Origin of the sequence: Chloracidobacterium sp. (assembly GCA_016711345.1) — a bacterium.
Lineage (GTDB): Bacteria > Acidobacteriota > Blastocatellia > Pyrinomonadales > Pyrinomonadaceae > OLB17.
This window is the reverse complement of record JADJTD010000001.1, coordinates 1,800,997-1,827,050: the sequence shown is the minus strand read 5'-3', so window position 1 is coordinate 1,827,050 and position 26,054 is coordinate 1,800,997. Positions and strand designations below refer to the sequence as shown.

Below are 26,054 nucleotides of genomic sequence, written 5' to 3'. Positions count from 1 at the left end.
TTTTTTTGGGCTTTTGGGGGTAATTGTTGGCAAAAATAAAAAGCCATCTGACAGGGGCAAAAAGCCACTTTTGAGACCCAAAAAGCCATTTTAGACGGTCAAAAAGCCACTTTGCGTAACGATTTTAGAGCGCCATTTTGAGAGGGACTTTCGTCAATAATTCGTGTTGTCGTCGCTCACGTTTTCTATCCGTTCTCGTCGATGTAATCAGTGGAATCAATGGCATCAATGAGCCACCCGTCACCCTTTTCTTTTTTCCTGGCAGAGTTCGTGTTACAAATAGAGCAATTATGCGAGCCACTTCTAACTTCTCTGCATCTTTGCGTCTTTGCGGTTTGGTTCTCGCTCTGTGCATCTCGATCACGGCACAGAGAAAAGATTTCACTAAATGGGTAAATCCTTTTATCGGCACGGGAGGACACGGACACACGTTTCCCGGAGCGGTCATGCCGTTTGGAATGGTGCAGCTCTCGCCCGACACGCGCACCGACAACTGGGACGGCTCGTCAGGTTATCACTACTCCGACGACATAATATATGGCTTTTCGCACACACACCTCAGCGGAACAGGCATTCCGGACGGGTGCGATATTTTGTTCATGCCGACAGTTGGTGAGCCTCAGTTTTTTGCAAAGGAAGGCGATAAATCCATAAATGGCTACGCCTCGAAGTTCTCCCATGCGAACGAGAAAGCCGAGCCTGGATACTACGCGGTGAAGCTGGATGACGATGGAATTTTCGCTGAGATGACCGTGACGAAGCGAGTTGGATTTCATCGTTACACGTTTCCCGAAACCAAGCAAGCAAATATCAATCTCGACCTTAAGTGGCGGGACAAGGTGATTGATTCTGAGTATTCATTTTTGGCCGGTCCGGTGTCTAATTCGATTCGGATTGAAGGCCACCGCAGGTCAACCTCATGGGCAAAAAACCAAATCGTTTATTTCGTGGCGGACATTTCAAAACCATTTGAATCGGTTCGTCACGAAGGACGTGCAGTAACTTCGGCAGGTGACAAAGGAAGATTGCGGGTGACGCCGCCAAAATCGTCACGAGAAGTCTCGTTCCAATTCACGACATCTGAGAACGAGCAAGTCTTGATGAAAGTCGCGATCTCTTTTGTTTCCATCGAAGGCGCTCGGGAGAATCTCGAAGCCGAATTGCCTCATTGGAATTTTGATAAGGTTCGCGCCAGTGCAAAAGCGGCTTGGAATAAGGAGTTGTCGAAGATCGAGGTTTCGGGCGGGACGGATGCTCAGACAACGACATTTTACACGGCGCTTTATCACACGATGATCCACCCGAGCATCTTTAATGATGTTGACGGAAAGTATCGGGGGCTGGACGGGAAGATACACAACATTGCGGACGATGCTTTGAGTACCGGCTTTAGCCGGCCTGCTGCAACGAAGAGGCCGCCTAAAGGCGAGACTCAAAAGGAAAAGCCGCCTAAAGGCGGGACTCAAAACTCGTCGGATCAATACACAGTCTTCTCACTCTGGGACACGTTCCGTGCGGCGCATCCGCTTTATACGATCATTGATCAGAAGCGGACTGTTGATTTTATCAATAGCTTTATCCGAATATATGAGCAGGGCGGGCGGCTGCCGGTTTGGGAGCTTTGGGGCGAGGAAACCGACACGATGATCGGCTATCACGCCGTTTCGGTGGTCGCTGACGCGATGGCAAAAGGTATAAAGGGCTTTGACTACGAAAAAGCCTACGCCGCCGCCAAACACTCCGCCGAACTCGACCACTTTGGCCTAGCCGCTTACAAAAAACGCGGCTACATCTCCCAGGAAGACGAAAACGAATCAGTCTCAAAAACCCTCGAATACGCCTACAACGACTGGTGCATCCTTCAAATGAATCGCGTTTTAGGTCAGCAATATCCACACGCGGCAAACGGGAAACAACGAGCCATGGACTGGATAGAATACTCACGTCGGGCACGCTCTTTCGAAAACCTTTTTGACCCGAGGGTTGATTATTTTGTGCCGAGAAAGAACGGCGGCTTTATCAGGCCGTTTGCTCCGAATGAGGTTACATTCCATTTTACCGAAGGCAATAGCTGGGTCTATTCTTTCTTTGTTCCACACGACACTTCGCGAATGATGGAATTGATGGGTGGCAGCGACTATTTTGCCGGTAAACTCGAACGTCTTTTCGCGACAACGGAAAAATTAACAGGACGCGAACAGCCTGATATTACAGGGCTGATCGGCCAATACGCCCACGGCAATGAGCCTTCGCATCATATTCCATATCTTTTCAGCTATGCTCAAATGCCCTGGCGAACGCAGGCTTATGTTCGCAAGATCATGGACGAATTTTACAAACCTACGCCGGACGGCCTGATCGGAAACGAAGACTGCGGTCAAATGTCGGCGTGGTATGTTTTGAGCGCAAGCGGCTTCTATCCTGTTGTCCCGGGTGATGGCGTTTATGCTTTTGGAACACCGCTGTTTCCAGAGATGACATACAGGCTCGAAAACGGCAAGATGTTTAGCATCAAAGCCTTAAACGTCTCGCCGAAGAACAAATACATTCTAAACGCTGGACTAAACAGCGCTCCTTACAAAAAAGCGTATATAAGGCACGAAGACATATTGAAAGGCGGCTTACTCGAATTTGCGATGACCGATAAGCCCGTGACCACGGCATTTACGGAATTTCCCGCATCGGATATCTCGACGTCTACTGTGGCAGCTCCGTGGATCGACTTCGCATACAAGGTCTTTATCGGAACTACAACGCCGGGCGCGGCGGTCTTTTTCACGACAGATGGCCGCGAACCGGTTGACGGCGCATGGACGTTGTACTCGCAGCCTTTCGAATACGACCGCGATGCGAATTTGACGATCAAGGCCGTTGCCGTTTATAAAAAAGGCAATCGGAGCAAGACTGTCGAGGCAGTTTTCAGAAAACGCCCAAATGGCTGGACGGTCAAGATCGACTCGAAATACAACCGGCAATACACGGGCGGCGGTGATGAAGGGTTGATCGACGGTATTCGCGGTTCGACGAATTTTGCGAGCGGCGAGTGGCAGGGTTATCAGGCTCAGGACTTTGTCGCGACGATCGACTTGCAACGCGAAACCGAGATCAAAAAGGTTGGCGGCGGATTTTTGCAGGTTGCCCGTTCTTGGATATGGATGCCAACGCGAATTGTGTTTGAAGTGTCGTCTGACAATGTGAATTTTACTCGCGTTGCCGATATCAAAACGGATATTGATCCGAAGGACATGGAAAGCAAGATTCGCGATTACGTGCAAACGATCTCGCCGGTAAAAGCGAGATACGTCCGCGTCCATGCATACAATCTCGGCAAGATACCTGCGTGGCATCCCGGCGCAGGCGATGATGCGTTTATTTTTGTGGATGAGATAATGATCAACTAAGCAGAAACACGCGCGGTAGCAAGTGTGCCCTAACAAATCGGAGTCGGTTATAGCGCACACTCTCTACCGGTTGTGTTTCCGCCTTATCCATATCTCGGCAAAGATCAGGTTGGGAACCCAGCCGAGCCAGGCGACGGCACGATAGACGTCCATTGGCGGCAGTTCGATGGTGTTGGTGATCGACCATTTCCACGCACGCAAGGTCACTGCCGAAAGCGTGAGAGCGTAGCTGCGGATCATAAAGTTTCGATGCGCGGCGAAGTCGCCATTCTTAGCCTTAACCAAAGCAACAGCAGTAAAACTGATCCAGCCGATCGCCAATAAGACAAAGGCGATCTTTGACGGCAGGCCGCCGTTGGCGTAAAAGCCCATTAGCAAACCCGCAGGCCCGGTTATTAACAGAACATCGATGACATACACATAACCGAAAGTGCGGTGCAGCCTGGGATAGAAATCCTGTATCTTGCTCGAGAACTGTGTAAATCCTGCGAGCAGCGCCCACATGCTTGCATAGACGTGGACAAAAAAAGCGACGCGCCAGTGGTAAATGTCTATATAATCTTGTTTGATCTGTAGGAAGCCGACATCGAGATTATAGGGAATGTATGCGACCGTGATCTGGGCCATCAAGAAAGTAAAAAAGCCGAGCGTGAGTAAAACAATTGCATTGAAAGCACTAATACCATTGAAAAAATGCCTGATTTTTAGTAAACCTTTAGCCATGAAAAAGCTTATCTATATACCGCTGTTCGCGTGCTGTCTTCTCGCCTGCAATATGGAAAAGAGTGTCAGCAAAAATTCGATCACGAAAGATGATACCACTACGGCTACGACGGCAGTGGCGTCAAGCCAGGCACAGTCGGCACCTGCGCCTGCGGCCAGCAAGGCACAGGAAATTCTCGGTTCATTTGTCGGCCCTTTTGGTGACAATAAGATCACTTTGCTGATAACTAAAGTGGACGATACAACGGTGTCGGGACGAAGCATCGTAGGCGGTAACGACCGGCCTTTTGACGGAACTTTTACAGTAGAAAATGGCGTTTACAACATCATTGGAAAAGAACCGGGTGATCATAAAAATGATGGTGTCTTTACCTTCACCGTCAACGCAGCCGAGCCGAACAAGATCATCGGCGATTGGAAACCAAACGATAAGAAACAAAACGAAAAGATTTATACCCTCGAACGAAAAGAATTTAAATATAGAAAAGATGTGGGAACGTGGCCCGAGGCTTCACAGCGATTGCTGAAAGCTGGCGATGTCGAGAATCTTATAAAGCCTGAGCTCGAGCTTATGCGTAACGAGATATTTGCCCGTCATGGTTACTGCTTCAACAAAAAGCACCTGCGTCAGCAATTTGAAAACGAAGACTGGTATGTTCCGAACACCGTTGACATCAAAGGCTATCTAACCGATATTGAAAAGAAGAACATCGCTCTCATCAAACGCTATGAAAAGTATGCGGAAGAATACGGTGATGAGTATGGAAGATAAAGCACAGGAGAAGTTTTGAATATTTCTGTGCTATTCAAATCAGACTAGGAGTTTTCCGACCAACGTAACTTTTTCCATTTTTTGTTAATGTCCAACGCTTCCAATGTTTAGGGGAAATACGTGCGGGAAAGTACTCCTGAATGCGCGTTGCTAACATTCGAGCTTCATCGCTAGCTTCTCCGAACGGCAAGGAAAGAAAAAGATGAGCAGTTGATGTTTCTGAAATTCGAGCGTACACAAATGATTCGCCTAAATATCTTTGAAAGTCGACGTCAAATTGTAAGTATTCGGTTCTAGATTGAAACGGAAGTCGCAGTCCGTTGGAATCGGCAAAGATAAGATTCCAGTAAACGTGTATCACTACTGATCGTCCTGCGTTCCCCGCGTTCGGTATTGGACGCAGCCGCTCGAGGTCATAAACTAAAGGTTCTAATTGAATTGGATCAACGATCCATTGATGTCCAATGTGTTCGCCGATTTGTCGGCTCTCTTTCTGTCGAAATTTCTGGTCAAACTCTCTACCTAGAGCTAAGAAATGTGTATATGCACCATCACCTGGGTCGAAAAGTTCAAGGGTTATTGAAGTCGCCTCGGGATAAAGGGACACTACCCTTACGAATCCATCTAGTGCTTTGAAAGATTCCACAAATCCTTTGAGACGGAGGGAATGCGCGCCTCCACTCGATATTGGTAATCCATCGTAAGTAATCGCCCCGAGCTGCGCCATTTTAGGATTCCGATATCTCGGCCTCTACTAACAAAGCCAGTAGATTCAACGATTCCTGCCAGCCGAGGTAGCAGGCTTCGGCAGGGATCACTGCGAGAATGCCTTCTTGTACGACATTGATCTCAGTGCCGACGGAAACTGCCTTTAACGTTACGGTCGTGACCATCTCTCCGGGCATGTTCGGGTCGTCGAATTTGTCTGTGTTTACGATCCGCTCATTTGGAACAAGTTCGAGATACTCACCGCCAAATGAATGGCCCACACCCGTACCAAAATTTGTGAACGATATCTTGTAAGTTCCGCCGACACGAGCATCGACGTGATCGACTTTGCCAGTGAATCCGTTCGGCGGCAGCCATTTGACCATCGCGTCGGGGTCGAGGAACGCCTTGTAAACTTTTTCGGGAGATGTCTTAAGAACACGATGAAGTTTTATTGTGTTTGTTTCCATAATTCTAAATTTCCGTATATAAGTTTTCGCATTTTGTCTGGACCAGGTCAAAGCGTCCATATATGGATTAAGATAGAATTTTAGATATGGACAAAGCGGAACTCATAAAAAAAGTCGGTGAAAACGAATTGATGAAATTCCTCGGTGTGAAGATCGAGGTGGCGACTGCTGAGCGTGTCGTGCTTACTATGGAAGTTACGCCAAAGGTGCATCAGTATGTCGGGATAATGAATGGCGGCGTTTCGATGTATCTATGTGAAACGGCCGCTTCCATAGGTGTGGTCGCCGGAGCCGATCTTACAACGGTCACGCCTGTTGGCATCGAGATCAATGCCAATCACCTGCGTGCAGTGAGCAAAGGCATCATTACTGTTGAAGCTAAGCCGCTTCATACGGGCAGGACAATGGGTGTTTGGGTCATCAACATAACCAATGATAAAGGCAAACTCATCTGCACAGCACGCCTTACGATGCTTATCCAAAAGCGCGCTGCTTATCAGTCGGAATAAGAAATTTTGCTGTGAATTGCACCAAGAGCACAAATTTCAAGAAGCATAAATTCGTGCAATTCGCGTAATTCGTGGCTAAACTCAGTTTGTGCATAACTTTGTCCGAAATCTTATCACCGAATGGCGGCGGCTTGAGTTGCCGGTTGAGAACGCGACTGTTGTCGTCGCCGTTTCAGGCGGAGCGGATTCGGTCAGTTTATTGCTTGGGCTGAATGAACTAAGGAAAGCCTCAAAATTAAACCTCAAGATAGTCGCTGCACATCTTAACCATCAATTGCGCGGCGTCGAGAGCGATGTGGACGAGCAATTTGTAAAGCATCTCACTACCGAATTAGGCATTGGACTCGATCTGCATCGCGAGAAGATAAAACCGCAAGGTAATCTCGAGCAAAATGCTCGCAATACGCGGTATGCATTTCTAGCCGAGGCGGCACGAAACCTTAATGCTTTTGCTGTTCTGACAGGCCACACGCTAAACGATCAGGCTGAGACTTTTCTGTTAAATCTAATTCGCGGCAGCGGACCCGAGGGCTTGGGCGGTATGCGCGCTGTCCGGGAATTAGAAAGTGTGAAAATGAGAACGCAAGAAGATGAATCGTCTCTTCTCCCTTTTTCATCTTCTCCCCTTTTTCTTGTCCGTCCACTACTTAGCTGGGCAAAGCGCATTGATACTGAAGCTTTTTGCAATGAGATGGGAATCGAATATCGTTATGACACGATGAATGAAGACACGGCATTTAAACGGGTTCAGATCAGAAAGATCCTATTGCCGCTTCTAGAGGACATGAATCCGAAGATCGTCGAGACGCTCGCAAATACTGCTTCGCTAATGCAGGGTGTCATCGAACCTTCTGATTCTTTTAACGAGACCCTGATAGAGGCTGATCTTAGCTTGGGAGAGCTAAAAACCCTCTCAAAACCTGAACTTTACGGAAAGCTCCGTTCGTGGCTGCGGCAGCATCGTGGAAATTCAAGGCGATTGGAACTGAAACATATTCAAGCCATTGAGCGTTTGGTTTTTAGTGAAAAGAGCGGTAAAACCGCCGAGCTTCCGGGCGGTAGGGTCGTCAAGAGCGGCGGTAAGCTTATGTATAAAGAAAATAAGGTTGAAAATTGACGGTTCCGCAACTAAACTTAAAGGTTGGCGGCGCAAAACGCGTTACGCTATTGGAACAACGCTTTAGGCGTAGGTTTCATCATATTGCGTTAATAACTTTCGAGACGCGAAAGTTAATTTGGAGGCTATAAATTGAGTTCTAAGGCAAAACAAGTTCTGTTGTGGTTAATGATAATTTCGAGCGCGCTCGTGTTTGTTTGGTATTTGCAAACAAAGCAGACGACACCGGCAAAAGAATTGTCGTTTGACGCCGCCCTGACACAGATCAAGAATAAGGACATAAAAGAAGTTACCGTTAAGGATGACACGCTTGATCTAACAAATAAGAGCGATGTAAAACTTACGGCACGTCTCGACAGAAGCGACGCAACACGCGACCAGATCTTTACCGCAGCTAAAGAAACGGATACCGTTATTAAACTCGAGGCTGCATCGACGGGCATCGGCTGGCAGCTTCTGTTGTCATTTTTACCGTTCATTCTGCTCATGGGTTTCCTGGCATTTACGCTTCGTCAAATGCAGGCAGGCGGCAACAAGGCCCTCAGCTTTGGCAAATCAAAAGCCAAGCTGCTTAATAATCAACAAAAACGTATTACCTTTAAGGACGTCGCCGGTGTTGACGAAGCCAAAGAAGAGCTGCAGGAGATCATCGAATTTCTCAAAGATCCGCAAAAATTTCAAAAGCTCGGCGGCAAAATTCCTAAGGGTGTTTTAATGGTTGGCCCTCCCGGAACTGGCAAGACTTTGTTAGCGAAAGCCGTTGCGGGCGAGGCAAACGTTCCGTTCTTCTCGATCTCAGGTTCAGACTTTGTCGAGATGTTTGTCGGTGTCGGCGCATCGCGTGTTCGCGACCTTTTTGAACAGGGCAAGAAAAATGCTCCGTGTATCATCTTTATCGACGAGATCGATGCCGTCGGGCGTCATCGCGGAGCCGGACTTGGCGGCGGGCATGATGAACGTGAGCAAACGCTCAATCAATTGCTGGTCGAAATGGACGGCTTCGAATCGAACGATGGCGTTATTCTTGTCGCTTCGACCAATCGCCCCGACGTTTTGGACCCTGCTCTTCTTCGTCCGGGAAGATTTGACCGGCGTGTTGTCGTCGGTAGGCCTGATGTGCGTGGACGCGAAGGCATTTTGAAGGTTCACACCCGCAAAATTCCGCTCGACGAAGGTGTCGAGGTCAACGTCATCGCCCGCGGAACACCCGGATTTACCGGCGCCGACCTTGCCAACATCGTCAACGAAGCGGCTCTCAACGCTGCGCGCTACAACCAGAAGGTCGTGACGATGGCTGATTTTGAGGTCGCAAAAGACAAGGTGATGATGGGTGCCGAGCGCAAGAGCATGGTCATCTCCGACGAAGAAAAGAAAATTACCGCTTACCATGAAGCGGGCCACACATTGGTTGGGCTTAAGGTGCCGAACAGTGATCCGGTTCACAAGGTAACGATCATACCTCGCGGTATGGCGTTGGGCGTGACGATGTATCTGCCTGAAAAGGACCGTTTGAGCGCCAACAAGGAATTTTTGCTAGGCAATATCGCGATGGCAATGGGCGGCCGTATCGCCGAGGATATGTTTATAGGCAGCATCACGACCGGTGCGGCAAATGACATAGAAAAGGCAACTGAGATCGCACGCGCGATGGTTTGTGAATACGGCATGTCGGATCTCGGCCCGCTAACATTTGGCAAAAAAGAAGAACAGATATTTCTTGGCCGAGAGATAGCTCAACATCGTGATTATTCTGAGGACACCGCGATCAAGATCGATAGAGAAGTTCAGAAGATAATCGGCGATCAGTACGCTAGGGCGCAAACGATACTTGACGAAAACCGCGATACGCTCATAAGGCTCGCTGAAGCTTTGCTCGAATTTGAAACCCTTGACAGCGTCCAGATCCGTCGTGTGGTTGCCGGATTACCGCTCGACAAGCCCAATTCTCCGACAACCGATGATGATGGTACTCCGGAATCTGAGGAGACATCGAAGAATCCATTCAAGAAACCGATATTGCCGCCGATCACGGGAAACAACCCCGCAACGGCTTAGCAGAAGTAAAAAACCATAAGTAGAAAGGCAAAAGTGAGGCACCGGCTTTACTTTTGCCTTTTTACTTTTTACTTTTGCCTTAATGGAATACTGGCAGACATCACGCCGAAAAATATCGCTTGATCGGCCGCTCGTAATGGGCATTCTTAATGTTACGCCGGACAGCTTTTCAGACGGCGGCGAGTATCTGTCTGTCGATGATACGATTCGTAAAGCTGAAGAAATGGTCGCTGAGGGAGCCGATATTCTTGACATAGGCGGCGAATCAACTCGACCGGGCAGTAGGTCGGTCGATACAGATGAGGAAATTAAACGAGTGGTGCCAGCGATTGAGGCGATCTCAAGACGTTTCGATACGCCCATCTCGATCGATACGACCAAATCTGTCGTCGCCGAAAATGCTATCAAAGCGGGAGCTGAGATCATTAACGACATTTCAGGACTTCGGTTTGATGAACGGATCGCCGAAGTAGCCGCTAGTAACCAAGTTGGCCTTGTTTTGATGCATTCGCGCGGAACATTTGCGATGCTTCATGAGCAGCAGCCAGTAGATGATATTTTTGCGGATGTTTCAGCTGACTTTGAACGGGCTTTGGGCATTGCCCGCTCATTTGGAGTTAAGGAAGAACGGATCGTCTTCGATATAGGTGTAGGTTTTGGCAAGACGCCAGAGCAGAACTTAGAGTTGATCGCAAAACTTGATAAACTCGTAAACGAATTTCCAGAATATCCGATCCTGGTCGGTGCGTCGCGAAAATCCTTCATCGGAAGGATCCTCGGCGATGTTCCACCGTCGGAGAGGCTGGGCGGCAGCTTAGCGGCTGCGTTGATAGCCATCCGTAACGGTGCGAAGATCGTCCGTGTTCATGATGTTAAAGAAACTGTCGCCGCGATCAAAGTTGCGATGAAACTAAATGTCGTTTGAAAATATGATCAAGATGAAATATTTGCGCCTATCGCTGATTGTGTCCGCATTCCTGCTGTTATCCGGTTTTACAGAGTGCTATAAACCTGTCACTAATTCCGGCCTGCCGAAAAATATTAAAACCGTGGCGGTGCCGGCATTTCAATTTGAGGCTAAAGGACTACGTTACCGGGTCGAATCACGCTTTACAGACGCAGTCACTCGCGAGATCATCCGTCGCGGCAATGGACTCAAAGTGCAGGGAAGCTTAACGGGTGCGGACGCCGTTCTCGAGGGAACTATACGAGATTTTAGTTTTTCAGGTGTCTTACTCGATAGCGAAGGCCGCGCACGCGTCTATGAGGTTACGATAGTTACAGCGGTTACGATCCGTGACTTAAAGGAAAATAAAGTGTTGTACGACAACCAAAATTTCACATTTCGAGATTCGTTCGAATTTTCATCCGACCCGCGATCGTTCTTTAACGAGGAGGACCCTGCCGTAGAACGCATGGCCCGAGCGTTTGCTGAATCTGCCGTCTCCGCCTTCATTAACGGAATTGGCGTGAAAGAGGAAAAGAAATAGGAGAATTTGCCGCAGAAGGTGTATCTGCGTCAATCTGCGGCTAAATTTTTATGGTTTTTTCGCGTGAAGACTTACGAAATCAACTAAAACGGCGTGAGATAAAGCCGATTTATTTGTTGTTTGGTCCGGAAACGCATCTGCGCGATAGTGCCGTAAAAACTATTACGGATTTTGCATTCGCCGAGGGTGACCTGCGCGATTTTAACGAAACAAGCTTTAGCCTAAACACAGAAGATAATCTACAGCGAGCAATTTCCGCTGCTGAGCAGTTACCGATGATGTCGACGCGTCGCGTTGTACGAGTAACAGATGTGCGGATCTCGGCATCGGGCATTCGAGACACGATCACAGAAGATCACGAGCCAATTCTCTCGGCGTACCTTTCAAACCCTTCACAACATTCAGTTGTGATCTTTGTCGCGGACGAGCTGAACGGTGTGCGTAAGATGGGAAAATTTTTGCGCGAGAAAACTACCGCGGTAGAATTTTCATTTTTAGACGACGGCCAATTGACTAAGCTGGCTCGCGAAAAAATTACTGAGGCGGGAGCTGAAATTGACGATGCAGCTTTGCGCTATTTGATCGGGTTGGTTGGCCAGGATGTGCGTCGCTTGACCAATGAGATCAATAAGTTGGCGACGGCAGTATTGCCCGGCAAAACTATAACGTTAGAATTGATAGAATCTCTAGTTCCTAATTCGCGTGAACTTAGCAACTTTGATCTGACGGATCATCTAGTTGCCGGACGCAGAACGCAGGCACTCGCCGTTCTGAAAAAGATCCTGGACGACGGCGGTGAACCGCTCGCTTTGCTGGGTCTGATTTCTTACAATTACCGTCGCCTTCTGATAGTCAAGGAAATGATGTCGCGCGGTGCCGACCGCCGCGAGGTCGCAAATGCCGCAAAGCTTCGATATAACGATCAGGAGCCGTTTCTTACTGCGGCAAGGCGTGCTGAAATGGGCAGCCTTACACGGGCGATCAAACTCCTCGCCAAGACAGATCTTGCGATAAAAACTTCAACAGGCGGCAGCGGCCCTGTAGGGGCAAGGTTACAGATCGAAATGCTCGTTTGTGAGCTAGCCCTTATATAAATAACTAGATCGCCGCCGCATTGGTTGCGTTATTATAGTTACGATAGAGGTCGTTATAATCGCCGATCGCTCGATTGAGTATCAGCGGCATCTGCGTCATGTCGTGCGTGTTTACAATAAGGTTTAGATTGCGCAAGAACGCATCGTGGGCATTCATTGTAGTTCCGCTGTCTTCGAGTGAGATCAGGAAGAGACGCCGTCGTTCCGAAGAATACATAGCGTTGGCCTTTTGCTGGATAATAGCCGCACCGCCCATTTCGGCGGCGAAATCCGGTGAGAAAACCAATAACTCCGTTTTGCCGTCCCGTAAACGTTCGTTTGCTTGTGCGGGTGTTTGGGCAATATAAACTTTATAACCCGCTTTTGAAAGTACCTTAGCCGCTTCGTCGCTATTCTGCCCTAGGCATAATAAAATACGACGCGGCTTTTCGTTCACCTCTTCGTCAGAAGCGAGTGTATTGGTTCCTGTCTGCAATGCTTGCAGCAGCGAGCGCAGAGCGTTGTTGATCTGTAGGTCAGATTCCTTAGCAGCAAAATCCTGAGCTCCATCACCAGTCGGAGCCGCCGGCTGACTCGCTGTCAACTGTTCAACGGGTGACAGTCCTTTTCCCGAAGCGTCCTTCTGTACGCGGAGCAGGTTTTGACATCGCGGGCATCGGACCGAGAAATTCCCGCTAGGAATTTTTGATTCGTCCAACTGTAAAGAAACAGAGCAATTATCGCATCTAATAATCATATCTTTATTCCATCATATTCAGAACTGAGTCTGGATTGTCCGGCGGTGGCGGTGGCGGGATCATTGGCTTAGGCATCGGCCTGTTGAGATTCGCATTTGCGTAATCTTCGGTTGACGAGAGTCCCTTTAATTGCAGCAGAAGATTATTCTGATTTGTTGCAAATGAAAGGCCGTCGTCCATTGTGACGAGTTTCTTTTCGATCATTTCCCGGATCACCGAATCGAAATCCTGCATTCCGTCGAGTTCCCCGTCGCGTATCGCATCGAGGAGCGTCTTACCCTCAGTCTCACCTTTTTCAATGTACTCTCTGGTACGCGGATTGGATTTCAATATCTCACAGGCAGCGATACGGCCTTTGCCGTCCGCAGTCGGGATCAACCGCTGCGAGACTATGTATCGAAATGTTTGAGCCAGACGTGTACGGATAATGCGTTCTTCGTTCTTTGGATAAAGGCCGATGATACGGTCGATCGTTTTTGAAGCATCGATCGTGTGAAGTGTTGACAGCACAAGATGGCCTGTTTCGGCCGCTTCTAACGCGATTTCCGCCGTTTCCAGATCCCGCATTTCGCCGACGAGGATAACTTTCGGCGCTTGCCGAAGTGCAGCTCGAAGTGCGGACGCAAAATCTTTTGTATCGGCGCCAACTTCACGCTGGTTGATCGTGCTCTTCTTGTGATTGTGCAGAAACTCGATCGGATCTTCGATCGTTACGATATGGTATGCCTTCGTTTCATTTATTCGATCAATGATCGCGGCAAGAGTCGAGCTTTTTCCTGATCCTGTCGGACCGGTCAGCAGTACGACGCCATTACGAATGTCCGCAATATCGGCAAGCTGATGCGGCAAACGAAGAGTGTCGAAACTTGGTATCTCATGCGGAATAACACGCATTACGATCGAGAACGAGTTTCGCTGCTGGAAAATGTTGACGCGAAAACGGCATTTGCCGGGCAATGCGTAGCTCAGATCGGCTGTTTGCGTTCTAGCCAACTGCAGAGCAGCTTCCGGACTATCGCGGATGAGCGACATCGCGATCATCTCGGTCTGAAAGGCAGAAAGTTTGCCAAGACCGATGGGCGAAGCCGGATAAAGCACACCGTTGATCTCGACTTGCGGCTTTTGGCCGCAGGAAAAATTCAGGTCGCTGACATTTTCGGAAATGAGCAGCATCTGCTCAATAATGGGCGCTACATCAAGCAAGCTCATGATTTGGATTGCTCCCGGAAGTTAGTATCAAAAAAGGAAGGATATGTCTGAGGTAAGCCTAGACTGCGGCGCTGGCTGTGAATGCCGCAATAATTATTATGGCCGTCTTAGTCGGGAAATGCAAGTAAATTTTTAATAATGATTAACAAAATTTATCTCATGTGGATAATTGGAACATCCGACGGATAGTCGATTCTATTTTCGCAGTCTCCGATATTATCGAACCGATCATTGCAGCGGAATCTGCACCGGCGGTGATAACGGATAGCAGATTTTTCTCATTGATGCCGCCTATTGCGACAAGCGGAATATCGCCGATGGCACTTCGCACGTTATGCAGTTCATTTAGTCCAACGACATTGTCAGGATCAGCCTTAGTTTGAGTCGGAAAAACCGGCCCATACGCGATGTAATCAATTTGAAATTTCATGGCCTCGCTTACCTGTTCCATCGTGTGTGTCGAAAATCCAATGATCGAATCGTTGCCAAGTATCGACCGAGCCATGTCAGGCGGCATATCGTCCTGCCCAAGATGAACACCGTCAGCTTTTAACGCTATCGCAATATCGACTCGGTCATTGATAATGATCTTCACGCCGAGCGGTTTCGCGAAATGAATCACCTCGACCGCAGCTTCATAAAAATCACGCGGACTTGCATGCTTTTCACGAAGCTGTATCAAAGTAGCTCCGCCGGCGATCAGTCGTTTGACTTGCTCGGCATGAGAGAGTCCCGAGATGCGGACGTCGGTTATCGGGTAGATTCTGGGTAGTTCAAAGTTCAAAGTTCAAAGTTCAAAGTTCAAAGCGGACTCATAGGTTCAACTTTGAACCTGGAACCTGAAACTTTGAACTAATAAAGGGCTTTCATCATCAAAAAACAATCTTCGCCGTTATTGTAATATTTGCCTATGCGCTGGACGATCGTGTAACCCGAGCGGCGATAAAGGTCCTGGGCGGTAGTATTGCTGACCCTAACCTCGAGCATTATCGTTCCGATCTCGCGCTGTCGAAGCGACTGCTCAACATGAAGCAGCAACCCCTCGGCAATTTTTCGGCGGCGATGTTCGGGCGCAACGCCGATAGTCGTAAGGTGCGCAGCGTTATTTTCATTGACCATCACAAACGCAAAACCGACCATCTCGTTGGCAGGCGTCACCATGCGATAACTCAACGTCCGCGGCTCGTTCAGCAAATACTCAAATGTGTATTTCGTATAGTTGTCGCCGTTACGAAAGCACCTGATGTTCAGCCGCAGAGCTTCCTGTAAATGATCCAGCGTCAAAGGGCGTACTGCATATTCGCATGGCGGCGCAGGAATGATCACTTCCGGCCCTGAAGAAAAACCGGGAATGAAAAAATTTCGAATTGTCTCCAAAACAGCCATTCTATAAGTTGGGAGTTCCCAGAGTTACCAGAGTTACAAAGTTCTGTTTCTAACTCTGTAACTCTGCAAACTCTGTCAACTCGCTAAACTATCAACATGCAGTCGCCGTAACTGTAAAAACGATATCTCGCATCGACGGCATGTCGGTATGCATTCATTATAAGTTCGTGCCCGCCAAAGGTGGAAGTCAAAACGAGCAGCGAGCTTTTCGGCAGATGAAAATTTGTCAGCAGAGCGTCTATCGCCTTGAACTTGTATCCCGGCGTGATAGTCAGATCTGCTGTGTGTGCGCCCGCAAGAAATCGATCGAATTTCGCAATCGAAGTTTCTAATGCTCTCGTTGTGGTAGTGCCAATTGCGACGATTCGCCGTCCGTCCTTTCTAGCTGCTGTTAGAGTTTCAGCAGTTTGCTCAGCTATCTCGTAAGCTTCAGCCGCCACGCTGTGGCCGCTCAGATCTTCCACGCGAACCGGTTCAAACGTTCCATAGCCGACATGCAGCGTGATCTCGGCGATCGTGACTCCAACATCCTCAATTGATTTAAGTATCTCCGGCGTAAAGTGCAGCCCTGCTGTAGGCGCGGCAATAGCTCCTCGATTTTTGGCAAAGACCGTTTGATAGCGCTCGCGATCTGTATCGATCGCCTCTGTCTCGCGTTTGATATAAGGCGGCAGCGGCGTCTTGCCGACCTCATCCAACACCTCAAACAGCTCGCCATCGGCCTCAAAGCGCACCAAAACCCTTCCGTCCTCAGTTTTCTCAACTATCTCAGCCGCCAGTCGATCACCAAATACGATCCGCTTCCCCGCGCGAAGCCGTCTTGCCGGACGCGCCAACGCTTCCCAAATGTCGTTCTCATTTCTCTTTACAAGAAATATCTCAACATTCGCACCCGTTTCCGACCGCCCAAAAAGCCTCGCCGGAAAAACCCTTGTGTTGTTAAGAACAAGAACATCACCTTTCCGCAGCAGCCGCGGTAGATCAACAAACTGCCTATCATCAAACGAATTCGTAGCGAGCTCGACTACAAGCATCCGCGAAGCCTCCCTTACAGAAAGCGGCTCCTGCGCGATCAACTCCGCAGGCAATTCGTAATCAAATTCCGAGATCCGCATTCTCAAAGTATTCTATACATGCCATCTTTCCGACATTCGCTACACTAGGTATATTGGGTGATAATTGAACGCCGGGAATCAAAGATTTAGAAAGGCTTCTCCTCCAATTTCTCGTCAAATGCTCCTGCGAATGCGAGGTTGTTATCTAGATAAACTTCGAAATCATAATTTTGTAATCGCGAGGAAAAGACAATTGGCAGCGAGCGGTTCGCCGTAAAATTCTTAATGATTGTTTCTTTGGGTTTTCCAATCTTTCGAACAAGCCGCAATTCAAACGGTTTTGCATATTCTGGGTCGGGCGAAAAACTGATAATAGTGCGATCAGCACTTAGCGTTGTGGTTTCGACAAAAGCCCATTTTCGATAAAAAAGAGTTGCGGTCGAAGCGACAGCTACTTTATTGCTCCACACATTCCGAATTTCCGCAGGTAACAAATATAACAACGTCTCTCTTTCCGCTGCAGAACGGCAGTAAATTAACTTAAGTGCTGACAAATCGAGTTGGCTAGGAATGACTAATTCAGCATTTCGATGCGAAACAATATCTTCGCGCTCCTCGTTGGAAACCCATGTGCCGTGGTAAATCTTACGAAAATCAAACGTCGCTAATTCGGCAGCCGACGAACACAAGCTATCGAACCCGAGCTTAGCCAAATTGCCATCCGAAAATTGACAATCATCTCGTACAAGCAGTTTGAAAAGATCAAATAGGAAAAAGACCGGTACTGGACAATGTGAGCCTTCCCAATATTTTTCTCGGGGTCTAAATCCCTCTGACCTATATTGAGTTGGCGTTCGAGGACGGAAATACAATCTAACATAAGATTTTACGGAAGAATCTGTTTGTGCAATCACCCGTGGACAGGCAGCATCGACGAAAGAGCCGTCCGCAAGATCTCCTCGACACATTATCCTGCCACTAATGAGAATATCCGCAGCATTTCGTACGTCTGTAAAATGAAAAGCGTATTTGGTCCAGTAAGATCGAATCCGGTCTAGGGAAAGTTCTTTTGGTAAACCGCTTAGAAACTGTCGAAACTGTTCAGCATCAGCCTTCATGCAAGAAGTATTAAAGAAAGAGTGACGGTTGGGTGCCACCTTGACTGGGAGCAGTATATTGCAAACCACTTAATGGCTTACCAGTTCCAGACACAGAAAAAGTATCCGTCTCTGAGAGTTCAATCCGGTCGACGTAATCAAGCTCTGCAAGAACAGGAATGATATAATAGAGAACCTTCTCAATCGAATTGGTGACAACACCGCGTCGAAGGTAACCATGCGCCCTAAAGCGGGACCATACTTCGAGTAAGTCATCATATTCGATTCGATAGGAGCGACTTCTTGTGTCAATTTCCAGATACCTTTCCGAAGTATCAATAATTCGCGCCGAGAATGTTTTTGATGAGGTCCGAAACTCTGACTTATTCGCAAGAACATGTTTCAAATCGCGCCACACTTCGCTAAAGGCTAAAGTTCGGGGCTCAGAACGCAGCCATTTGGACACGACCTTTTGAGAACGGTGCTCAGGTATCTCTTCGTTGGAGATCGGTGGATGAATGAAGATGTCAGCAGGAATCAATCTCAGGTGTGATTCCATAAGGGGTTTGACTTCGGCCCAGTTCAATTCACCGTTACCACAACCAAGTGCAGGGAATGCTATGCTGTGGATTTTTAAATCACCGAACTCAGCGACAAATTTTTGCAGTCCAAAATCGATATATTCAATCCTTGAAGGCTGACGCCACAATTTCTTCGTCGGGAAATTAAGAACCCATTTGTGCGGCGATTTATAAATCCAAAGCTTTCCGATGTCTATTTTGCCTTGTTCGCACAGCGCCTGATATTCGGAAAACATCTCCGGGAATATTTTTTTAAACTGCAAAGCAAGACCTTTCCCCATTACACCTTCAGTATTGACGGTGTTCACCAATACTTGTGCCGGAGACTCAAAAATGCTGCTTCCTATATAAGTAATCATATCCAATTCGCAGTTGTGAGTGCGCTAAATATGCAACATTGTATTATCATAATATGATTCTTCGACTGTTAACTCATATTACACACTACTTGTCTAAATGAAATCGGCTACTTTGTTATAGTACCAAATCTTTGAATCGCAAAGAATGCCTACTGCGCGGAGTTACAGACGTTTTTCACGATTGCGGTAGTGGTTGGCTACGCGGGATGAGATCTTTGCGGTGCGCAAATCCGACTTTGTGATGCCGTTGCTTCGCTCGAACCTCGCGTCGTGACTATTTTCGCCGTTTTCGTCGTCTTCCGCTGACGTTTACTGTCGTCGTTAGGTCGAGGTGCAAGATGCCCTCGTTGTCGACGTCGGGATTTACGAACTTTTCCGTTCCATCCAGTCTTATGCCGAAGTTGATGCAAAAAGGGCTTGCGTGGATCAGGTATCCGTGGTTTTTTTCCTTCACCTGAAACACATCTTTGAGCCTGGCGTGGGCTGGTTTGAGCGCGATCTTGTTTTTTGGACGGTTAAAGAACATCTGGACCGCTTCGGGGCGGCCCATCATTCTGTAGGCGTTCCCATTTATGTATATGATCCCGCCTTTGTTCATCGTGATGTGGATATGATCCTGTTTTGGAAGGTTCTGGCCGCCGTTGAACTTTTCCCATTCGTGGTCTAGTGGCATGTGTGTATTCATCTCCTGTGTATAAAACTTAGTGTTTCGTGTCTGTCTCATAGATAATACATACATGCGAGAATGATGTCAAGCGACAATATCGCGCGGGCAAATTCACGGGACAAATTGATCGAAGTTGTCTGCAGGTGGTGGCGGTTCGTGAAGTTCGTTGGGGTGAAAAAACATTGCCAAAAAATCACTTTTTTCGGTGGCTTTTTGGGGCTGTCCGATGGCTTTTGGGGGGTCTCCGATGGCTTTTTGGGGGTTGTCCGATGGCTTTTTCCTTCCGTATGGCTAGATGGAGGCATTAAAAATAAAACGGCACGTTCCGAAAAACGTGCCGCCTGTTACTTCCGGATCGTGAGATCCGTTTAGAGTGTAACTACCTCTGTAGAATTATTTTTTATCATAATATCACCCCCAGTGACACTAGTGTCGCACAAAAAACAAAAAGTGAAAAGCAAAAAGTTAGTACTTTGCTTTTCACTTCTAAAGAATGGTACCGGAGGTCGGAGTCGAACCGACATGAGCGTTAAGCTCGTCAGATTTTGAGTCTGGTGCGTATACCAATTTCGCCACTCCGGCAGAACTATGATGATAAATCGCCGAGAGGTTTTTTTCAAACGGCTATACTTCGATAAGTATCTCGATCTCGGTGCGGCGTTTGGCTTCGTCTAGGAATCTTTCGATGCCGGCTGCTGTTTTTTGCCGGGTTAGGATCTCGTTGATGTTACTTCGCATTTCGTCGAGTGTCGGCATTAGCTGCCCGGGTGAGTTCCGGCGAAAATTCGGCACGAAAATGTCACGAAAATAGCTGGTTTCCTCGTCCGATGTCACCACTATGAATGAGCCGAATCGAAAATCTACGTACTTGTCGATAGCGACGCGCTGCTTGATTATCTCCTGAAAGCCCGGGTCTTTTATCGAATCAAAACCGACGGTTTTCAGACGGGACTCAAACATTGAAGGAGAAGAAAAATACGAAATTGTGTCGGTTATCTTTTGATTGATCTCGGTTTCGGAAGGCTCAATTCGCGGCAGCCGCCTTGCCTCGAGTGCAAAAAGCCTTTGGTCTATCAAGAGCTGCAGGGCCTGATTTAGGTCCTCAGATCGCGGCAGATCGAGCGGAGCTCCGGGTTGGAGGGCCAATTGCCACAAAAGATCGGAATACGTGATCAGCTCGTACCTCGAACTGTCTCGCACTACTGCAACGGTTTTATCGACTGTCTCCTGAGCCCTAAAATTGCCCGAAAACAGCAGCAAAATCGCCCACGAGATCGTCGAGATCACGATAAATTTGTGTCTGCCTGTTTTCGAACTGAAATTCTTCATCACTTTCATTTTTCTCCCAAAAAACCTTGCTGTCAATAGGAATTGGATGGTTAAATCTGTTGACAAGATGTTAAAATTCGTTTTTAATAGATAAGGAGGTTTCCTAAACCCTCGTTTCCGAACATTCTCCTTCTTCCAGCGGAACTTCTGCACCGATTCATACCGGCTGCGATCAAACCAATGCTAACCTCTTCGCCGCCGAAAAAAGACGCCAGGCCTATTCCTGCGACGCCGTACTCGGACGACAACCTAAACGGCCTAAAGTTCATTTCTGAGCTAGGGCGGAGTTTGCTTTTTACGGTACATCCGAAAAAAGTCGCCTCACGAGTTGCCGAAGCCCTTCGTTCCGCCGTCGATGCGGACGCCTGCGCCTTTGTCGCCGAGCTTGAAAACATTGGGCTGATAAGCTGTGCATTTAACGAAAAAGGCGAGTTGAACGCCGGATTTCTGCGGAGGGAAAGATTCGACAAATGGCTGGCATTTATGCCGCCGCATGTTTCCTATTCCGAACAAACGGAGAGCGAATTTCTGCTCGATGGCGAACATAAATTTGAGTACATATCGCCGATTCACACAAATGGCGAAATTAGAGGCGCGATCGTTTGCAGTTTTCAGACAGAGGACGATCTGAGCGAATATAAGGCAAAACTGATCGAGGCCGCAACGCAAATGTCGGCTATGAGCATCAATTTGTCTTCGCATTATGGAGCAGCTCTTCACAACTCGGTCAACGAGGCTCGTGAAGAGCATCGCAAGTTTACCGAGGCAGTTCTTGATGCTCTGCCCGTGTCGTTGTATGTGGTTGACCGCGATTACCGCATCGTCACTTGGAATAGGCATCGCGAAGTCGGTGTTCTTGGTCTGCCACGCGACGTTGCCATCGGCCGTGATGTTTTTGACGTTTTAGAAAAATATCCGCAAGGCCGCCTCCGTCAGGAATTTGAAAGAGCATTTCGAACCGGAAATATCGAGCGTATCGAACAGCAGACCGTCGCTGATGACGGATCGGCAAAGCATTGGCTGGTAAGCAAAGTTCCGATGCTAAATTCCGAAACCGACGAAGTTACACACGTTATTACGGTCGGCGAAGACGTAACTGCCCGCGTAGAAGCCGTGCGCGCAGCAAGCCGCGCGGAAAAACTCGCAGCGGTCGGGCGTTTGGCAGCCGGAATTGTACATGAGATCAATAATCCGCTTGCTACCATTGCCGCCTGTGCCGAGGCTCTCGAACAACGCATCGACGAAGGCGCTTTTGATGAGTCTGAGTCGGCAGAAGATCTTTCAGAATATTTGGGCTTGATCAAAAGCGAGGCATTTCGCTGTAAGGCGATAACAACAGGCCTGCTCGATTTCAGCCGTATCAGAACTGGAGACCGTATCTCGATAGACATAGGCGAGATCGTTCGATCTGCAGTCAATCTTATCTCTCACCAGAACCGCGGTGAACGCATCGCGATCGCGGTCGATATAGCTTCCGATCTGCCGCAAGCAAACGCCGATGGCGGGCAAATTCAACAGGCCGTGATAGCGCTCGCGACAAACGGCATTGACGCAATGCCGGACGGCGGCAAGCTCTCGTTTCGTGCTTTTGCGAAAGGAAATCGTGTTTGTATCGAGGTTGAAGACAGCGGAACAGGCATTCCGCAAGAAAATATGTCCAAGATATTTGAGCCTTTCTTCACAACAAAAGAAGTCGGAAAAGGCACCGGCCTCGGCCTCGCTGTATGCTACGGAATCATTTCCGAACACGGCGGTCGTCTCAGCGTTCGTTCGAACGTAGGAAAAGGAACAACCTTTTGCATCTTCCTTCCTGTGGCTGATTAATTTTCCTTAAGCCACCATCGATCCTATAGAAAAACATGGCAAAACTGTTAGTTGTCGACGACGAAAAAAATCTCAGACTCGTGGTGCAGAAAGAACTCACCCGCCAGGGTCATGACGTCGAGTGCGCCGAGGACGGCGAAGCTGCATGGCAACTGCTTGAGGAGCAGGATTTTGACGTCCTGCTGTGCGACATCAATATGCCTCGCCTTGACGGAATGTCGCTGCTGCGCCGAACACGCGAAAGAAGCCAAAACCCTCCCGAAGTGATTATGCTGACTGGTCAAGCAACCGTCGAATCGGCTATCGAGGCCATGAAACTTGGGGCTTATGACTACCTCACCAAACCTTACAGAATAGGAGAACTTTCGGCCCTTGTAACCGCTGCCGCTGAAAAACAGCAATTGAAGGTAGACAATCAAAGGCTGCGGGCCCAGATCGCCAGAACTCATCATAGCCTGCCCGATATCGTTGCCGAATCGCGGCAAATGAAAGAGGCACTTAGACTAGTAAATCGAGTTGCTCCGTCCGACACATCTGTCATGATCACAGGAGAATCGGGTGTCGGTAAGGAATTGATCGCTCAGGCCGTTCATCGACTAAGCACTCGCAGCGAAAAACCGTTCATAGATCTAAACTGCGCGGCCTTGCAGGACACATTGCTGGAAAGCGAGCTTTTCGGCCACGAAGCCGGAGCGTTTTCAGGCGCAAAGGCGCGCAAACTGGGCTTGTTCGAGATCGCTGACGGCGGAACATTATTCCTCGACGAAGTAATGGAAATGCCTATGCCGCTCCAGTCCAAACTGCTTCGCGCACTGGAGACTCGGTCGTTCTTCCGAGTCGGCGGTGTAAAAAAGGTCGAGATCGATGTTCGGCTAATTGCTGCAACAAATCGCGACAAGGATCTGGCTGTTGCCGATGGCATTTTCCGAAACGATCTGATGTATCGCATCAATAGCTTTGAGATCAATATCGCTCCGCTGCGTGAACGACGAGAGGATATCGAACCGCTTGCTCGGCATTTGCTCTACAAACTCGCAGGCTCTCGCGCACCGGAAATGTCGCCTGCAACTATCGAGGCGCTGTCCGCTTTCGATTGGGCTGGCAATGTTCGCCAACTTCGCAATTGTCTCGAACGTGCGATTCTGCTGTGCGATAACGAAATGATAACGCCGCGTGAACTGCCGCCCGAGATCGCTTTTCGCATTGAAAAACCTGTCTTGTCCGTTAGTTACAATTCTCCGCAAGGAGCAACTGTTAGTTCTTTTCACAACGCCTCACCGACGAATCTGCGCGATTCCGAACGTCAGCAGATCATCGGCGCACTGGAAAAAACCGGCTGGCATCGGGGCAAGACAGCTGAGTTACTCGGTATTTCGCCGTCGACGCTCTACCGGCGTCTGCGTGAATACGACCTTGATGTTCGTTAGAGGAGATCAAAATATGCTTAAAATCTTTGCACTGTCAATTTTTACATTGGTCTCGATCGGTCTATTTGCCGACACGGTATCGGCACAGTTTCCGATCGGCGGGCAGGTTGTTGACGTGATCGACGGAAAAACGCTTCTTGTTGCAGTTCCGGGAGGAAAGGTAAAGGTTGAATTACAGTATATTGAAGTGCCGGAACCCGCTCAGGATCTGCACGACACCGTCAAAGCTCATCTTCGAACCCTCTTGGTAGGAAAGTCCGTCGAGTATCGGCCCAAAACTATATTTACTGATCGTGCTATCGGACAAGTGACGATTAGAAACCTTGATATGAGTCAGCAGATGCTTCGAGACGGTGCCGCGTGGCACATGCCAAAGGAAAGTTCGGGACAGACAAAGGCTGAGTTTGACATTTACGCTTCACTTGAGACGGCGGCAAAAAATGACAAGCTCGGTGTATGGTCGGTTCCTGGTTTAACGCCGGCGTGGGAATTTCGTGCTGAACGCAAAAAGATACAGGAACAACTGCAATACGATTACGCAAAGTCGCCGTCCACTACAATAATGGCAAGCCGCAAACTCCCTTTGCGTCCACGCGGCAATCCGTCGCTTGGAAATGTTGGTGCGCTAGCAAATGGTTATGATCCTCAGACAGGTCGAGGTTATATCGGAACTTCGTTCCTGAAAGTTAGAGAGCTGGACCAATCTATAGAGGCCGATCAACAAACCTCAGTCGATATTTCGTATTTTTATAGGCAGGGAGAAGGAAATAAGAGAACCGGCACTTACGTGTTCAGCATTGTCTCTACGTCAAAGAAATGGCGTTTCCTTACAAATAACAACCTAATTCTCACAGGAAGCGGAAAGGACGTGGTCATAGGCAAAGCAAAAAGGACAAGCACCTCAGACGGCGACGATATGCGTGAAAAACTCGTTTATGAGATAAGCCGAGCCGCACTGGAAAGGATCGTTAATGACGACGAAATAAAGTTAAAAGTCGGAGCCTACCTAGTAGAACCCGCACCCGGACTGAAGTACGTCCTTTACAATCTGCTTCAGGTAAGTCAATGAAATTTGGCTTCTGTATTAGTTGGCCTTTTGTTCTGACACTTTCTTGATGTGATTTAAGACTCGCAGATGTATCTGGTGAATTATCCGATCTGAATAAAAGCTCCAGTACCAAGCAGGGGCAATGTCATGCGTATAAAAGGTTGTGCCTTCGATAACGGTTTTGCCGTCTTTCTCAGATAGTTTGAATTGTCCGCGTTTCGATCTAAGGTAATCCAAATGAGCAGTTTGAAAACGGCCTGTTAAACCCGTTTCGATCATTATCGGAGGCTGTTCTGCTACGTCAAACGCTAAAAGCCACGGTTCATTCCATTCGGTTATTGGTTCAACAAATGAGCCAGTATTGAAGTTACAGTATCGAATCGCTCCGACGCCAGTACCTTCAATTTTGGCATTGATCGGATAAGCAAATCCAAGTTGTAAGATGCCGTATGGCTCTTCATTTATTTGAGGAAACTCGATCACATTTTTCCATACCGTTTCGATAGGAGCATCAACTTCAATTGTAGTAACCACTTCGTGTAGGGCTGGAATTCTCTTATGCGACGCTTCGAATCCCATAAGAAATGGAACTGAAAGTACCAGAATAGTGAGCACGCTGAATTGATTTGTTTGATTCGCATTGGAGCGAAGCACAAAGTAGCTTATTAAGATGCTAACAATAGAAATGGGCAGGGCTAAGGGAACGGCCATCGCCAAGCAGACCAGACCTTCAATTCGAATCGCCATGACTACGAAACCAATCAGCACAAATGACAAAGTTGTGCCCAGAATAGCCATTCCAATTTCTTGTTTATTGCGCGGGCGATAGATCAATCCAGACACAAGACCTATCAGGAATGGGGTAAACAGAAAAAGGGTTAACCCATAATCTTGATTCCAGATAATCGAGAGCCCTACGAACGTCGACGCAATGGCCACTGGAATTACTACCGAAAGCCAAAACCTATGTTCTAACAGAGAACGTTTAGACATATT

The 26,054-nt window shown here is 48.2% G+C and carries 24 protein-coding genes and 1 tRNA gene; 11 read left to right on the top strand and 14 right to left on the bottom strand.

What is annotated here, in order from left to right; genetic code table 11:
* Positions 1 to 290: 290 nt before the first annotated feature.
* Complete coding sequence (locus IPL32_07560) at positions 291 to 3,401, top strand: GH92 family glycosyl hydrolase (protein ID MBK8465672.1); 3,111 nt, start codon at positions 291 to 293, stop codon at positions 3,399 to 3,401.
* 63 nt (positions 3,402 to 3,464) lie between these two features.
* Here IPL32_07560 and IPL32_07555 read toward each other — a convergent pair whose 3' ends face one another.
* A complete protein-coding gene (locus IPL32_07555; GenBank protein MBK8465671.1) occupies positions 3,465 to 4,124 on the bottom strand; it encodes a DUF2306 domain-containing protein in 660 nt (219 codons plus the stop codon).
* On the opposite strand from IPL32_07555, the gene IPL32_07550 reads away from it, so the two are divergent.
* Positions 4,123 to 4,896: a YARHG domain-containing protein gene (locus tag IPL32_07550; GenBank protein ID MBK8465670.1), complete on the top strand. Its 774-nt coding sequence runs from the start codon at positions 4,123 to 4,125 to the stop codon at positions 4,894 to 4,896. The two genes, IPL32_07555 and IPL32_07550, sit on opposite strands and share 2 nt — an antisense overlap.
* Positions 4,897 to 4,930: 34 nt before the next feature.
* Here IPL32_07550 and IPL32_07545 read toward each other — a convergent pair whose 3' ends face one another.
* Together IPL32_07545 and IPL32_07540 are read right to left on the bottom strand one after the other, a co-directional pair.
* Complete coding sequence (locus tag IPL32_07545; protein ID MBK8465669.1) at positions 4,931 to 5,623, bottom strand: hypothetical protein; 693 nt, start codon at positions 5,621 to 5,623, stop codon at positions 4,931 to 4,933.
* Between the two features lies 1 nt (position 5,624).
* Complete coding sequence (locus IPL32_07540) at positions 5,625 to 6,074, bottom strand: SRPBCC family protein (GenBank protein MBK8465668.1); 450 nt, start codon at positions 6,072 to 6,074, stop codon at positions 5,625 to 5,627.
* A gap of 86 nt (positions 6,075 to 6,160) precedes the next feature.
* Between IPL32_07540 and IPL32_07535 the strand changes: the two genes are divergently transcribed.
* From IPL32_07535 to holA, 6 genes are all read left to right on the top strand, one after another.
* Positions 6,161 to 6,583, top strand: coding sequence for a PaaI family thioesterase (locus IPL32_07535; protein MBK8465667.1), 423 nt, complete (start codon positions 6,161 to 6,163; stop codon positions 6,581 to 6,583).
* A gap of 88 nt (positions 6,584 to 6,671) precedes the next feature.
* A complete protein-coding gene (gene tilS / locus IPL32_07530; protein ID MBK8465666.1) occupies positions 6,672 to 7,700 on the top strand; it encodes a tRNA lysidine(34) synthetase TilS in 1,029 nt (342 codons plus the stop codon).
* Between the two features lie 168 nt (positions 7,701 to 7,868).
* Positions 7,869 to 9,755, top strand: a complete 1,887-nt coding sequence (gene ftsH, locus IPL32_07525; GenBank protein MBK8465665.1) for an ATP-dependent zinc metalloprotease FtsH — start codon at positions 7,869 to 7,871, stop codon at positions 9,753 to 9,755.
* Positions 9,756 to 9,837: 82 nt separating this feature from the next.
* The gene (gene folP / locus IPL32_07520) at positions 9,838 to 10,680 is read left to right on the top strand and encodes a dihydropteroate synthase (GenBank protein ID MBK8465664.1); all 843 of its coding nucleotides are present in this window, start codon (positions 9,838 to 9,840) and stop codon (positions 10,678 to 10,680) included.
* Positions 10,670 to 11,245, top strand: a complete 576-nt coding sequence (locus tag IPL32_07515; GenBank protein ID MBK8465663.1) for an LptE family protein — start codon at positions 10,670 to 10,672, stop codon at positions 11,243 to 11,245. Before folP ends, IPL32_07515 begins: the two co-directional genes overlap by 11 nt.
* 50 nt (positions 11,246 to 11,295) lie before the next feature.
* The gene (holA, locus tag IPL32_07510; protein ID MBK8465662.1) at positions 11,296 to 12,339 is read left to right on the top strand and encodes a DNA polymerase III subunit delta; all 1,044 of its coding nucleotides are present in this window, start codon (positions 11,296 to 11,298) and stop codon (positions 12,337 to 12,339) included.
* Positions 12,340 to 12,343: 4 nt separating this feature from the next.
* Here holA and IPL32_07505 read toward each other — a convergent pair whose 3' ends face one another.
* From IPL32_07505 to IPL32_07460, 10 genes are all read right to left on the bottom strand, one after another.
* Positions 12,344 to 13,036, bottom strand: a complete 693-nt coding sequence (locus IPL32_07505) for a hypothetical protein (protein MBK8465661.1) — start codon at positions 13,034 to 13,036, stop codon at positions 12,344 to 12,346.
* A 43-nt stretch (positions 13,037 to 13,079) separates the two neighbouring features.
* Complete coding sequence (locus IPL32_07500; GenBank protein ID MBK8465660.1) at positions 13,080 to 14,285, bottom strand: PilT/PilU family type 4a pilus ATPase; 1,206 nt, start codon at positions 14,283 to 14,285, stop codon at positions 13,080 to 13,082.
* A 157-nt stretch (positions 14,286 to 14,442) separates the two neighbouring features.
* Positions 14,443 to 15,069 (bottom strand): thiamine phosphate synthase, encoded by a 627-nt coding sequence (gene thiE / locus IPL32_07495; protein MBK8465659.1) that lies wholly within the window; start codon positions 15,067 to 15,069, stop codon positions 14,443 to 14,445.
* A 68-nt stretch (positions 15,070 to 15,137) separates the two neighbouring features.
* A complete protein-coding gene (rimI, locus tag IPL32_07490; protein ID MBK8465658.1) occupies positions 15,138 to 15,671 on the bottom strand; it encodes a ribosomal protein S18-alanine N-acetyltransferase in 534 nt (177 codons plus the stop codon).
* An 83-nt stretch (positions 15,672 to 15,754) separates the two neighbouring features.
* Complete coding sequence (queA, locus tag IPL32_07485; GenBank protein MBK8465657.1) at positions 15,755 to 16,786, bottom strand: tRNA preQ1(34) S-adenosylmethionine ribosyltransferase-isomerase QueA; 1,032 nt, start codon at positions 16,784 to 16,786, stop codon at positions 15,755 to 15,757.
* An 86-nt stretch (positions 16,787 to 16,872) separates the two neighbouring features.
* Positions 16,873 to 17,844, bottom strand: a complete 972-nt coding sequence (locus tag IPL32_07480; protein MBK8465656.1) for a DUF4433 domain-containing protein — start codon at positions 17,842 to 17,844, stop codon at positions 16,873 to 16,875.
* A 10-nt stretch (positions 17,845 to 17,854) separates the two neighbouring features.
* The gene (locus IPL32_07475; protein ID MBK8465655.1) at positions 17,855 to 18,763 is read right to left on the bottom strand and encodes a macro domain-containing protein; all 909 of its coding nucleotides are present in this window, start codon (positions 18,761 to 18,763) and stop codon (positions 17,855 to 17,857) included.
* 274 nt (positions 18,764 to 19,037) lie between these two features.
* Entirely contained in the window at positions 19,038 to 19,436 is a 399-nt protein-coding gene (locus IPL32_07470) for a hypothetical protein (GenBank protein ID MBK8465654.1), read from the bottom strand.
* Positions 19,437 to 19,924: 488 nt separating this feature from the next.
* Positions 19,925 to 20,012 (bottom strand) — tRNA-Leu (locus IPL32_07465).
* Between the two features lie 42 nt (positions 20,013 to 20,054).
* The gene (locus IPL32_07460) at positions 20,055 to 20,759 is read right to left on the bottom strand and encodes a hypothetical protein (protein MBK8465653.1); all 705 of its coding nucleotides are present in this window, start codon (positions 20,757 to 20,759) and stop codon (positions 20,055 to 20,057) included.
* A 180-nt stretch (positions 20,760 to 20,939) separates the two neighbouring features.
* On the opposite strand from IPL32_07460, the gene IPL32_07455 reads away from it, so the two are divergent.
* Genes IPL32_07455 through IPL32_07445 form a run of 3 tightly spaced genes read left to right on the top strand, consistent with a single transcriptional unit; the run spans position 20,940 to position 25,079 of the window.
* On the top strand, positions 20,940 to 22,583 hold the full coding sequence (locus tag IPL32_07455; protein ID MBK8465652.1) for a PAS domain-containing protein: 1,644 nt from the start codon (positions 20,940 to 20,942) through the stop codon (positions 22,581 to 22,583).
* Between the two features lie 35 nt (positions 22,584 to 22,618).
* On the top strand, positions 22,619 to 24,010 hold the full coding sequence (locus IPL32_07450) for a sigma-54-dependent Fis family transcriptional regulator (GenBank protein ID MBK8465651.1): 1,392 nt from the start codon (positions 22,619 to 22,621) through the stop codon (positions 24,008 to 24,010).
* Between the two features lie 13 nt (positions 24,011 to 24,023).
* The gene (locus tag IPL32_07445) at positions 24,024 to 25,079 is read left to right on the top strand and encodes a thermonuclease family protein (GenBank protein MBK8465650.1); all 1,056 of its coding nucleotides are present in this window, start codon (positions 24,024 to 24,026) and stop codon (positions 25,077 to 25,079) included.
* 15 nt (positions 25,080 to 25,094) lie between these two features.
* Here IPL32_07445 and IPL32_07440 read toward each other — a convergent pair whose 3' ends face one another.
* Positions 25,095 to 26,051 carry a hypothetical protein gene (locus tag IPL32_07440; protein ID MBK8465649.1) on the bottom strand — a complete coding sequence of 319 codons (957 nt, stop codon included), beginning with the start codon at positions 26,049 to 26,051 and terminating at the stop codon, positions 25,095 to 25,097.
* Positions 26,052 to 26,054 lie beyond the last annotated feature (3 nt).

Bases quoted from the DNA above. Each gene is read 5' to 3' on its own strand.
- IPL32_07500 (MBK8465660.1), bottom strand. From the start codon at position 14,285: ATGAGCTTGCTTGATGTAGCGCCCATTATTGAGCAGATGCTGCTCATT.
- IPL32_07470 (MBK8465654.1), bottom strand. From the start codon at position 19,436: ATGCCACTAGACCACGAATGGGAAAAGTTCAACGGCGGCCAGAACCTT.
- IPL32_07480 (MBK8465656.1), bottom strand. From the start codon at position 17,844: ATGAAGGCTGATGCTGAACAGTTTCGACAGTTTCTAAGCGGTTTACCA.
- IPL32_07455 (MBK8465652.1), top strand. From the start codon at position 20,940: ATGCTAACCTCTTCGCCGCCGAAAAAAGACGCCAGGCCTATTCCTGCG.
- IPL32_07475 (MBK8465655.1), bottom strand. From the start codon at position 18,763: ATGATTACTTATATAGGAAGCAGCATTTTTGAGTCTCCGGCACAAGTA.
- IPL32_07445 (MBK8465650.1), top strand. From the start codon at position 24,024: ATGCTTAAAATCTTTGCACTGTCAATTTTTACATTGGTCTCGATCGGT.
- IPL32_07560 (MBK8465672.1), top strand. From the start codon at position 291: ATGCGAGCCACTTCTAACTTCTCTGCATCTTTGCGTCTTTGCGGTTTG.
- IPL32_07550 (MBK8465670.1), top strand. From the start codon at position 4,123: ATGAAAAAGCTTATCTATATACCGCTGTTCGCGTGCTGTCTTCTCGCC.
- IPL32_07540 (MBK8465668.1), bottom strand. From the start codon at position 6,074: ATGGAAACAAACACAATAAAACTTCATCGTGTTCTTAAGACATCTCCC.
- IPL32_07440 (MBK8465649.1), bottom strand. From the start codon at position 26,051: ATGTCTAAACGTTCTCTGTTAGAACATAGGTTTTGGCTTTCGGTAGTA.
- queA (MBK8465657.1), bottom strand. From the start codon at position 16,786: ATGCGGATCTCGGAATTTGATTACGAATTGCCTGCGGAGTTGATCGCG.
- IPL32_07545 (MBK8465669.1), bottom strand. From the start codon at position 5,623: ATGGCGCAGCTCGGGGCGATTACTTACGATGGATTACCAATATCGAGT.
- IPL32_07555 (MBK8465671.1), bottom strand. From the start codon at position 4,124: ATGGCTAAAGGTTTACTAAAAATCAGGCATTTTTTCAATGGTATTAGT.
- ftsH (MBK8465665.1), top strand. From the start codon at position 7,869: ATGATAATTTCGAGCGCGCTCGTGTTTGTTTGGTATTTGCAAACAAAG.
- IPL32_07515 (MBK8465663.1), top strand. From the start codon at position 10,670: ATGTCGTTTGAAAATATGATCAAGATGAAATATTTGCGCCTATCGCTG.
- IPL32_07450 (MBK8465651.1), top strand. From the start codon at position 22,619: ATGGCAAAACTGTTAGTTGTCGACGACGAAAAAAATCTCAGACTCGTG.
- folP (MBK8465664.1), top strand. From the start codon at position 9,838: ATGGAATACTGGCAGACATCACGCCGAAAAATATCGCTTGATCGGCCG.
- IPL32_07460 (MBK8465653.1), bottom strand. From the start codon at position 20,759: ATGAAGAATTTCAGTTCGAAAACAGGCAGACACAAATTTATCGTGATC.
- IPL32_07535 (MBK8465667.1), top strand. From the start codon at position 6,161: ATGGACAAAGCGGAACTCATAAAAAAAGTCGGTGAAAACGAATTGATG.
- rimI (MBK8465658.1), bottom strand. From the start codon at position 15,671: ATGGCTGTTTTGGAGACAATTCGAAATTTTTTCATTCCCGGTTTTTCT.
- holA (MBK8465662.1), top strand. From the start codon at position 11,296: ATGGTTTTTTCGCGTGAAGACTTACGAAATCAACTAAAACGGCGTGAG.